The sequence below is a fragment of the Citreicoccus inhibens genome (assembly GCF_019039035.1).
Taxonomy (GTDB): domain Bacteria; phylum Myxococcota; class Myxococcia; order Myxococcales; family Myxococcaceae; genus Citreicoccus; species Citreicoccus inhibens.
Map to the genome: position 1 here is coordinate 1 of NZ_JAHNZT010000076.1, position 9272 is coordinate 9272.

General features: G+C 65.7%; 5 protein-coding genes and 2 pseudogenes. 3 read left to right on the forward strand and 4 right to left on the reverse strand.

Translation table 11 applies throughout. From position 1 onward, the window contains the following. Nucleotides 1-768 precede the first annotated feature (768 nt). A pseudogene (locus KRR26_RS35725) lies at nucleotides 769-2357 on the forward strand (IS3 family transposase). Nucleotides 2358-2386: 29 nt separating this feature from the next. Here the strand turns inward: KRR26_RS35725 and KRR26_RS35730 are convergent. Next, complete coding sequence (locus KRR26_RS35730) at nucleotides 2387-3118, reverse strand: hypothetical protein (RefSeq protein ID WP_217082092.1); 732 nt, start codon at nucleotides 3116-3118, stop codon at nucleotides 2387-2389. Between the two features lie 934 nt (nucleotides 3119-4052). Next, nucleotides 4053-4724, reverse strand: coding sequence for a hypothetical protein (locus KRR26_RS35735; RefSeq protein WP_147423029.1), 672 nt, complete (start codon nucleotides 4722-4724; stop codon nucleotides 4053-4055). A 149-nt stretch (nucleotides 4725-4873) separates the two neighbouring features. Between KRR26_RS35735 and KRR26_RS37225 the strand changes: the two are divergent. Beyond that, nucleotides 4874-5382, forward strand: a pseudogene (locus KRR26_RS37225) (IS3 family transposase); the annotation flags it as partial. Between the two features lie 146 nt (nucleotides 5383-5528). Here KRR26_RS37225 and KRR26_RS35745 read toward each other — a convergent pair. Together KRR26_RS35745 and KRR26_RS35750 are read right to left on the reverse strand one after the other, a co-directional pair. Next, on the reverse strand, nucleotides 5529-6386 hold the full coding sequence (locus KRR26_RS35745; RefSeq protein WP_217082093.1) for a hypothetical protein: 858 nt from the start codon (nucleotides 6384-6386) through the stop codon (nucleotides 5529-5531). 473 nt (nucleotides 6387-6859) lie between these two features. Further along, nucleotides 6860-7000: a hypothetical protein gene (locus KRR26_RS35750; protein WP_158611544.1), complete on the reverse strand. Its 141-nt coding sequence runs from the start codon at nucleotides 6998-7000 to the stop codon at nucleotides 6860-6862. A gap of 143 nt (nucleotides 7001-7143) precedes the next feature. Between KRR26_RS35750 and KRR26_RS35755 the strand changes: the two genes are divergently transcribed. Next, nucleotides 7144-9108, forward strand: coding sequence for a bifunctional metallophosphatase/5'-nucleotidase (locus KRR26_RS35755; protein ID WP_217082094.1), 1965 nt, complete (start codon nucleotides 7144-7146; stop codon nucleotides 9106-9108). The last annotated feature ends 164 nt before the right edge of the window (nucleotides 9109-9272 follow it).

Genomic DNA, 9272 nt, shown 5'->3' on the forward strand with positions numbered 1-9272 from the left:
TGACCGTCGCTACCTCGACATGGCCTTGCTGACTTCAAACCCAGGCACCGCTGAATGATGCCGCCAAGGAGCTTTCCTCCCCCGTACCCCCTCCGAACCGACTACACACGATTCGGGACTTGACCGAGGAAGAATCCCTTGAGATTCAGGGGCTTAATCCTACAGTCGTAGATTGAGACGAGCGCCGTGAGTCCGGTAATGGCAGACGATGGCGACGGCTTGATGGTGGCGGCGCCAGCGACTCCACGCCAAGACGTGCTCAATTGGGGCGACGGCGCGTCGGAGCAGGGCCAGCAGCAGCCCGCGTACCTCTTGGACGGAGAAACGGACAAGGAGTGTCAATGCAGGCCGCGCCGACCGAGAAACGCCCGCATGGGGTTTCTTCGCGTCGGCAGGCCGAGGGCTTTGGGGGGGCAAGCCCTCCTGAGGCCCAAGGTTGGCCAGGGCCCGTGCCGCGGCGAGGAAGACGTGCGCCACCAAGCACAGCGTCATGTGTCGGTGCCACGCTGTCCACGTGCGCACCTCATAGTCAGCCAGGCCCACTTCGCCCTTGGAGGATTCGAAGTCCTCTTCAATCACCCACCGACTGCCGGCCACCCTCACCAGCGAAGCCAACGAGGCATTGCGTCGGGCATGGGCCACGTAGAAGGCCACCTTTCCATCGGCGATACTTCGCCGGAAGAGGAGCCCCCCTGTGTCAGGGAAGTTGTCGCCTCGGCTGAGATGCCGAGCTGATGACGCCTTGGGGGCGAGAGCAGGCAGGACGCGGTGTCGTACACGGCTGCATTCAAGTTGCAGATGGTGAAGCGGATGGTGGGCCCGGGAGCGGTGAGTGCGGCGGCGTTGGCCCGACAGGTGGGAGTGTCCCAGCCGACGTTGTCGCAGTGGTTGCGGGAGGCGAATAGGGTGGCGGCGATGACGCCTCCGCCCGAAGAGAAGAAGCCCGCTGCGCCGTCAGGGCCGAAGAAGTGGACGCCCGAGGAGAAGCTGCGCGTGCTGGCGGCGACTCAGGGGCTTGCCGGTGAGGAGCTGGGGGCAGTGCTTCGCAGTGAGGGGTTGCACGAGGCGCAGCTGAAGGAGTGGCAGCAAGCGGCCGCTGGAGCCCTCTCAGGCACGTCGGCGGAGCTACTGCCGGCCAAGGAGCGCAAGCGGCTGGCCGCCGCTGAGAAGCGGGTGAAGGAGCTCGAGCGGGAGCTGCAGCGCAAGGAGAAAGCGCTGGCGGAGACGGCGGCGCTGCTGGTGCTCGAAAAGAAACTTCAGGCGATGGGCTGGGACCAGAGGCACCAGGAAGACGAGGACGATTCCGGGGACGAGAAGAGCGAGAGATGACACTCGCCCACGTCGACGAGGCGCTGGAGAAGGGCGTACGGCTGGAGGTTGTCTGCGAGCGGCTCGGGGTGGCCCCGCGAACGATTCAACGCTGGAGAAAACCAGCGACGGCCGAGGACCGGCGGTGCGGTCCCCATACCCAGCCGGCCAATCGACTCTCCGAGGTGGAGCGGCGCCGCATCCTCGCCGTCGCCAACAGCGAGGAGTTTCGCGACGTCTCGCCCAAGCAGATTGTCCCTCGGCTGGCGGACCGGGGCGAGTACGTGGCCAGCGAGGCGAGCTTCTACCGGGTGCTGCGCGAAGCTGGACAGTTGGTCCATCGCGGACATGCCAAGGCGCCCACGACCAGGCCTCGGGCCGAGCACACCTCCACCGCGCCCAACCAGGTGTGGAGCTGGGACATCACCTACCTGAAGGGCCCGGTGAGGGGCACCTTCCTCTATCTCTACCTGGTGGTGGATATCTTCAGTCGGCGCATCATGGGATTCGAGGTGCACGAGGAGGAGTCGGCTGAGCACGCCGCGGTTCTCATCCGCCGCTGCTGGCAGGACGCCGGTTGCCCCGTGGGGCTGGTGCTGCACTCGGACAACGGAGGCCCGATGAAGGGCGCCACGCTGCTGGCCACCCTGCAGTGGCTGGGCGTCACGCCCTCCTTCAGTCGGCCCCGCGTCTCGGACGACAACGCTTTCTCCGAAGCGCTCTTCCGGACGCTGAAGTATCGCCCCTGTTTTCCACAGCGGCCCTTCACATCCATCAAGGACGCCCATGCCTGGGTGACGCGCTTCATCACCTGGTACAACACCGAGCACCGCCACTCGGCCATCCGCTTCGTCACTCCCGATGACAGACACTTCCGGCGCGAAGCCTCGCTGCTCGCCCGGCGCCACCAGGTGTACCAGCGCGCCCGGCGGTGCCATCCCGCGCGCTGGAGCCGCGGCACGCGCGACTGGACGCCGGTCGGCCCCGTGCGCCTCAATCCCACTCCCAATCTCACCCCGCTCCTGCAGGAGGTGCGGTCCGTCGGCTGAACCCTCTCACGCGACAACTACCTTGACGCTCACCGGAGCCAGCGAGACAGCCCCAGGTGGCGATTGAGGCGGAGTCGAGCCCACTCGCAGAGGCGAGGGCCCTTGGTGCCCGCGCCCGCGGACATGCACACCCATGCCTCTGGCGGGACTTCTCGTAGCGCGTCTGCTGGCTTCGCCTGCAAGAATCCGCGCCACACGTGCGTATTGGACGCCACCGGCAGCACGCGGTACTGGTGCGACTCCCACACCTTCGCGAGCAGCGCATTTCCGAGGAGCGTCATCTGGAACGTCGCCTGGAACTTGTCCTTGAGCGGCGGCTGCCCACCAGCGGCGATGTCCGTCGCGCGTTTCGTCCAGAGCCGCGAGCGCTCGGCGCGGTCTCGCCACGGGGCGAAGGGCGTGAAGTCGAGCGGGTCGGTGAGCGGGAGGCGCTGCGCGATCCACGAGTTGAACGAGCGCCAGCCAAGGAACGCGCCGTGCTCGTATCCGATGTCCGAGGCGAACTTCGGGTCGCGCAGGAGCGCGTGGGGAACGCAGAACGGGAAGTCGAACCCGACGACGCGCGCAGGTCGGGCCACCAACTCGTCGACGAGTTCTTTCGCGCTCCAGCCCGGAGGCTCACCCGCGAGGAGCCGAGCGTTCATTCCGGTCGCGTCGATGCGGTAGGAGTTCCAGCCCGTCGAGTGCGCGACAACGGCGATGATCTTCCGCCGCTGGTCGCGCGTCCGCTGCGGCGCACCGAAGTCGACGCCGACGATCATCTCGACCTTGAGCGCGCGGCGAAGGAGACCAACGAGACCATGATGCTCCAGTTCTCCCCGCTGCCGCCGACGTGGTCCAGAGCGATTCGCTTGGCACCGTAGTGGGGAGAGCGGCGCGCCCGCCAGCACGCGCCCCGCTTTGGCTCGTGCATCACCGCAAAGGGACCGCAAGGGAAAGCTCCTCATCATCCAGGCGGATGCTGCGGCGAGAGCCGCGCACCGTATGGTAGGGGAAGTCCCTGGACGGATACCCCTGCACGATGCTGCCGCGCGGCGCGAAGCGGCCACGTTCCAATGTCGAGGAGCAGATTCGGATGCTCGCCGGCCGGGTGCAGAGCCACCTACGTGTTCAGACGGAGAGCCGCTACTGGCTGACGGCCAGGCGCGCGCAGTCCCGGACATCGGCGTGGTGGGCGAGGCTTTCCGCGCAGTCCATGCCCCGAAGGTAGAGATGCCCGCGGACGCGCTTCTCCACATCGACCTGGCGTGGCTATGAGCCTGAGGATGATTTCAGGACTCCGCGCTGAGCTGGGATGCGCGAAGCCCGCGCGCCTTGCTCACTCACATTGACGCGCGTTTTGACGCAGCCTTGACGCACTCATGACGCAGCGACTGAGTTTTGGGTAGGCACAGGCGTGGGACCAGCCTGTCCCTGGCCAATGCCGCCGGCAATCGCCCCTCCTCGTCGAATCGGCGGATGCTCCGGAGCAGCGATGGAAGCTGAATCCGGAGCCCAACGGCATCTACCGGCTGACGACCCAGGCGCAGGGCGACGTGCTGTCACTGGACATCGTCAATGACAGCAGGGCCAACAACATCCCTATCCTCGACAAGACAGGCTGCAATGATTCGGGGCAGCTGTCGAAGGTGACCCCCGTCCCCCCTGCGCCCTGAGCAATTGCTGTTCGCGCCGTGAGGCGTGCTCGCGGAGCGGCTACTTCTTGCGGATGTAGAGGCCCTTGAAGCTCACGTTGAGGCCTCCACACTGGAGGTTGTCGGACACGAGCAGATAAGGGCCCCGGCGCTGGACGGTGACGAGGCACGCGTCCTCTTCCTTGGGGTCACCGAAGCGAAGCTCCTCGCCTCCGGGCTTCACGTCCTCGGCGAAGCCACCGGTATTGGCCGTGCCGTTCACCACGGCGGTGGCGGTGCCCTCGGCGTGCAGCAGCCCGCCCGCCTTGGAGGTGAAGACGATCTCATTCTCCTCGTACACCCATGTCCCCGGGAGGATCGCCGCGTCGAGCCCTTTCTCCCCCTTGGCGGGCTCCAGGTTCGCGGCGGGAAGGAAGCCCGCCAGGGGCTTGCCCCTGGCGGTGACGTAGTAGGCGCACCGGAAGTCGCCCTGCTCCGGGCCTGCCAGGACTGTGTCCCCCGGAATGAGGTAGCTGCGCTGCTTCCACCCGCACTTGCCCTGGGCAGGGCAGGCCTTGGCCTCGGACTGGAAGCTCACCGGCTGTTTGGGCGTGGGGGCCTTGATGGTGAAGACCTGGGCCTTCGCCTGTGCGTCGAAGTCATACGGGACGCACTCCGAGGAGGACTGCGCCACGGCCAGCGACGGCAACGTCCAGGCCGCGATCATCAGAGAAAAAGAGACAGAGGTTCGCATGCGCGTGGCATTACGGCACATAAAGATCCGCGCTGTCCAAGGGATTGCCGTCCTCGACCTGCCCCTCGCCCGGTAGACCTCCGCGCATTCCGCCAGCCTCTCAATCGGGATGAATTCACCGTTGTGCACTCACCGGTTGAGTGTGCCGCGGCCTTCTTCGCCAGGGAGAGCACGTGAGGTTCGCGGCCATCCAGGAGAAGAAGGCGAGCTACCCAGTAGCAGTGCTGTGTCGTGTGCTGGAGGTGTCGCGAGCGGGCTACTACGCCTGGGAGGAGCGGGAGGCGTCCGCCCGTCAGAGGCCAATGAGGCGCTGGCGGAGCGAATCCAGCAGGTGCACCAGGACAGCCGCCGCACCTATGGCAGCCCGCGTGTGCGCGCCGAGCTCAAGGCGCAGGGGCAGCACGTAGGCCGGCATCGCGTGGCTCGGCTGATGCGCGAGGCCGGGCTGCGAGCCCGTTGGCGTCGACGCTTCGTGCACACCACGGACTCCAAGCACGGCTTGCCGGTGGCACCCAACCTGCTCGCCTGCGACTTCAATCCATCCAAGCCCGACCGGGCCTGGGTGACGGGCATCACCTACGTGCCCACGCGCGAGGGCTGGTTGTATTTGGCCGTCGTGATGGACCTCTTCAGTCGGCGGGTCATCGGCTGGGCCATGGACCGCACCAATGCGTGGCTGACTCGCCAGCGGCGACTGGCTCGGGACTACGAGCGTCACGAGCACTCGTCCGAAGCCTTCATCCACATCGCAATGACCGGCCTCATGCTGCGCCGCCTTGCATCGCGGTCCATCTCAACACGCTCTTAGGGGCGATGCACGTCCACGGTGAACTTGGTGAAGTCCTCGGCGTAGCCCAGCGTCGTGGCGTGGTGCTCCAGCAGCTTCATCGCCGTCGCGCGATCTCCTGTCGTGAACTCGCCCGTGTTCGGGTCCAGGAACTTGTAGGTGCGTTGTTGATCGGCGCCCTCGGCGACCCTGAGGCCAACGACATGCCCCGAGCCACTGGCGGGATACATGGAGACCCTGTAATACCCTGGCCCCATTTTCTCGACGTAGTCGTCGAGACGCTTGCTGATGTGGGCTGCCCGTTCTGGCCCCGACTTGCCTTCGATTGGCCTCAGCCGGTCCGTGAGATTGTCTACGTCCATGCAATCCGTGTCGAAGCGGAGGCCCGCACCCAACGCTACATCCAGATTCAACGTGTCCATCCTCGCGGACTTCATCGCGCCTTGGATGAACCCGAACGCATTGCTTTGCTTTGCGCGCAGTTCCTTCAGTTGTTGTTGTTCTTTGGGCGTGATTGAGCCGTTTTGCTCTTTGGTTTTGAGTGGATCAATCCGGGTTTTGAGCTCTTTATAATCCTTCTCGGCAGGAGTGACGGCCTGGTCAAACCGTCTGGCATTTTCCTTGCGAACGTCTTCGGTGGTCTTCTGATTCTTCATCAAGGCGGCTCGGTTGCTGGGAACCTCCAGCTCCGAAGCGAACTGCACGGAGCCGGCTGCCGGTGAGTTGCAGCCGACGTCTGTACGAATCCACTGCTCGAGGATCGTGGAGCAGGCTCCGCCGTCTTTGAACTCCGCCTTGTTGTTCTGGTCGACAGCAATACTGAAAGTGACCGGCGCCGAATGTCCCGCGAGAGCAGCCGTGATGACCTTCTGCATGACGGGCCCCAACTTCTTCATCTCGTCGTTCGCGGGTTGAACTCGTTGGTTTCCAAAGACGGAGGTCTGGTTCTGGCGCGCGCTGATGGACGTGTGATCGCCGGGATTTCGAGGCGGAGCCAGTGGATTCTGTTGCTGGGGTTGGGTCCCCGCGACGAATTGTGACGCAGGGGTGGGTGTATTCGTGGACGGAGTTGGCGTTGGGGCAGGCCCCTGCGCACCCGTGGCCACAGGCGATTGCAGAGGGGGGGCGGAGGAGGACGTGGGGGTCGTGTGGCTCTGCTTGGGTTTCTGCCCAATCTTGTGCATGACGCTCTCGAGGGGAGGAGGCCCCCGTAGGCGTAGCATGTCGTGGCCACATTGACAGAGCAGCATTTGATGCCGGAACGAGCGAGGCGGGGGCTTTGGGGCATGTTCTTGTCCTGCCAGAAATCAAGAGTGTGAATGCCTGACTCCTCCGCCCCACGATTCCTTCAGACACGTCTCTGGTTCAGCGCACCACCTTCGGCGGAGATGATGGGGAGGAAGGTGATGATGAGCAGTCCCGCGTACAGCCCCCACCTCCCGAGTTGGAGGGGCCAGAACGATGGCGCGGAGGCTGGACGCTGAGCCATGCGTTCAAGCTACCAGATGCACGGGGTCAGGCTTTCAGGGCGGCGCGCAGGAGGGGCGCGAGCTTCACCGTGCCGCCGTGAAGTCGCGCCATCGTCCACGAACCAGAGTAGATTCTCCCTCCCTATTCGTTGGAGTTCCGTCGATGCCACAAGCCACGCCGCGCTCGTCACTTCTGGGAGCACGTCCCAGCGTCTTCTTGCTCGCCGGAGCGTTCGTCACCGGCATGTTCCTCTTCATGCATGGTGGCTGCGGAGGTGATGAGTGCCAGGTCGCCGCCGATTGCCGTGAAGACAAGGGACCGCCGGCTTCGAACACGGAGTGGGTCTGCGAGGACAAGCGCTGTGTGCATCATCCCGTCCAGGTTCCGCCCCCAGATTCCGGCACGGACGCGGGGACGTCTGACTCGGGGATGCCCGACTCTGGGACGCCCGACTCTGGGACGCCAGACTCTGGGACGCCCGACTCTGGGATGTCCGACTCTGGGACGCCCGACGCGGGGCCCACCACGGTGAGCGTGCAGGTGCTGGCGTTCAATGACTTCCACGGGCAGCTCGAGGAGCCCGCGCAACAGATTGTGGCGGGCGTGGCCCCCGACGGTGGGCTGGTGCGGGTGAACGCGGGCGGCGTGACGTACTTCGCCCGGCACATCGCGGCCCTGCGGGCCACCAATCCGAACACGGTGGTGGTGGCGGCCGGAGACCTGATCGGCGCCTCGCCGTTGCTGTCGGCGCTCTTCCATGACGAGCCCACGGTCGAGGCGATGAACCTGATTGGCCTGGACCTGGTCGCGGTGGGCAATCACGAGTTCGACGAGGGCAGCACGGAGTTGTTGCGCATGCAGTCGGGCGGTTGCCACCCAGTGGATGGCTGCCTGGACGGGGATGGCTTCGCGGGCGCGAAGTTCAAGTTCCTGGCGGCCAACGTGGCCACGGGCGTGGACCGCACGCTGTTCCCCCGCTACGACGTGCGCGAGTTCGAGGGCGTGAAGGTGGCCTTCATCGGCATGACGTTGGAGGACACGCCGGAAGTCGTCACGCCCACGGGCGTGGCGGGGCTCACCTTCAAGGACGAAGTGCAGACGGTGAACGCGCTGGTGCCAGAGCTGCGGCGGCAGGGCATCGAAGCCATCATCGTGGTGGTGCATCAGGGGGGAATTCCGACCTGGGGCTCGCAGGTGAACGATTGCAAGGGCGAGGGGGCGGACGGGCGCATCTCAGGTGCCATCGTGGGCATTGCCAAGGGCCTCGATGACGCGGTGGACGTCATCGTCAGCGGCCACACGCATCAGGCCTACAACTGCGTTATCGATGGCAAGGTCGTCACGAGCGCCTCGTCGATGGGGCAGCTCGTCACGGACATCAACCTGAAGTTGAGCAAGGCGACGGGCGACGTCGTGGAGGCGCGCGCGAATAACGTCATCGTCACTCGCGACGTGCCGGAGGTCGGCGCGGTGAAGGAGCTGGTGGCGAAGTACCAGGGGCTCGTTACGCCGAGGGCCAACCGGGTCATCGGCTGGGTGGCTCAGACGCTCAGGACCCAGGCGGACGCTGTGGGCCAGTCCACCCTGGTCTTCGTCATCGCGGACTCGCAGTTGGAGGCGACGAAGCCCGCGAACCTGGGTGGGGCGCAGGTGGCCTTCATGAACCCGGGCGGCGTGCGCGCGGACATCGCCCAGGGCGAGGTTACCTACGGCGAGGCCTTCACCACGCAGCCGTTCGGCAACAGCCTGGTCACCGTGACGCTGACGGGCGCGCAAATCGATCAACTGCTGGAGCGGCAGTGGCGGCCGTCGGGAGCCACCCTCATGCTGCTTCCGTCGGCGGGCTTCACCTATGCGTTCAGCGCGTCGGCGCCCGTCGGAAGCCACGTCGACCCGGCGTCCATCCGGATCAACGGCGTGACGGTGGACCCGGCGGCGAACTACCGCGTCACCGTGAACAGCTACCTCGCGGCTGGGGGTGACGGCTTCCCGGTGCTCACCGAGGGGACGAACCGGCTGGGTGGCGCCGTGGACAGCGACGCGCTGGAGGCATACCTGAAGGCACACAGCACCCAGGCGAGCCCTTTGCCCGCCCCCGCGCTCAATCGCATCACCATGCTGCCCTAGGGGCTGTCCCTGGTCTCGCGTTCGGAAAACAACTCGGGGTTGGCCGAACGTTCAGTTCGGTCAACTCCCAATCGCGCGCGGTTGCTGGTAGGGGCCCTGGGTGCTCAGCACAGGCCTATGCGCCGACATGAGCTGAGCGATGCCGAGTGGAGCCGCATTGAGGC

Coding starts and splice junctions, on each gene's coding strand:
- KRR26_RS35730 (WP_217082092.1), bottom strand. CDS start 3,118: ATGATCGTCGGCGTCGACTTCGGTGCGCCGCAGCGGACGCGCGACCAG.
- KRR26_RS35735 (WP_147423029.1), bottom strand. CDS start 4,724: ATGCGAACCTCTGTCTCTTTTTCTCTGATGATCGCGGCCTGGACGTTG.
- KRR26_RS35745 (WP_217082093.1), bottom strand. CDS start 6,386: ATGCAGAAGGTCATCACGGCTGCTCTCGCGGGACATTCGGCGCCGGTC.
- KRR26_RS35750 (WP_158611544.1), bottom strand. CDS start 7,000: ATGGCTCAGCGTCCAGCCTCCGCGCCATCGTTCTGGCCCCTCCAACTC.
- KRR26_RS35755 (WP_217082094.1), top strand. CDS start 7,144: ATGCCACAAGCCACGCCGCGCTCGTCACTTCTGGGAGCACGTCCCAGC.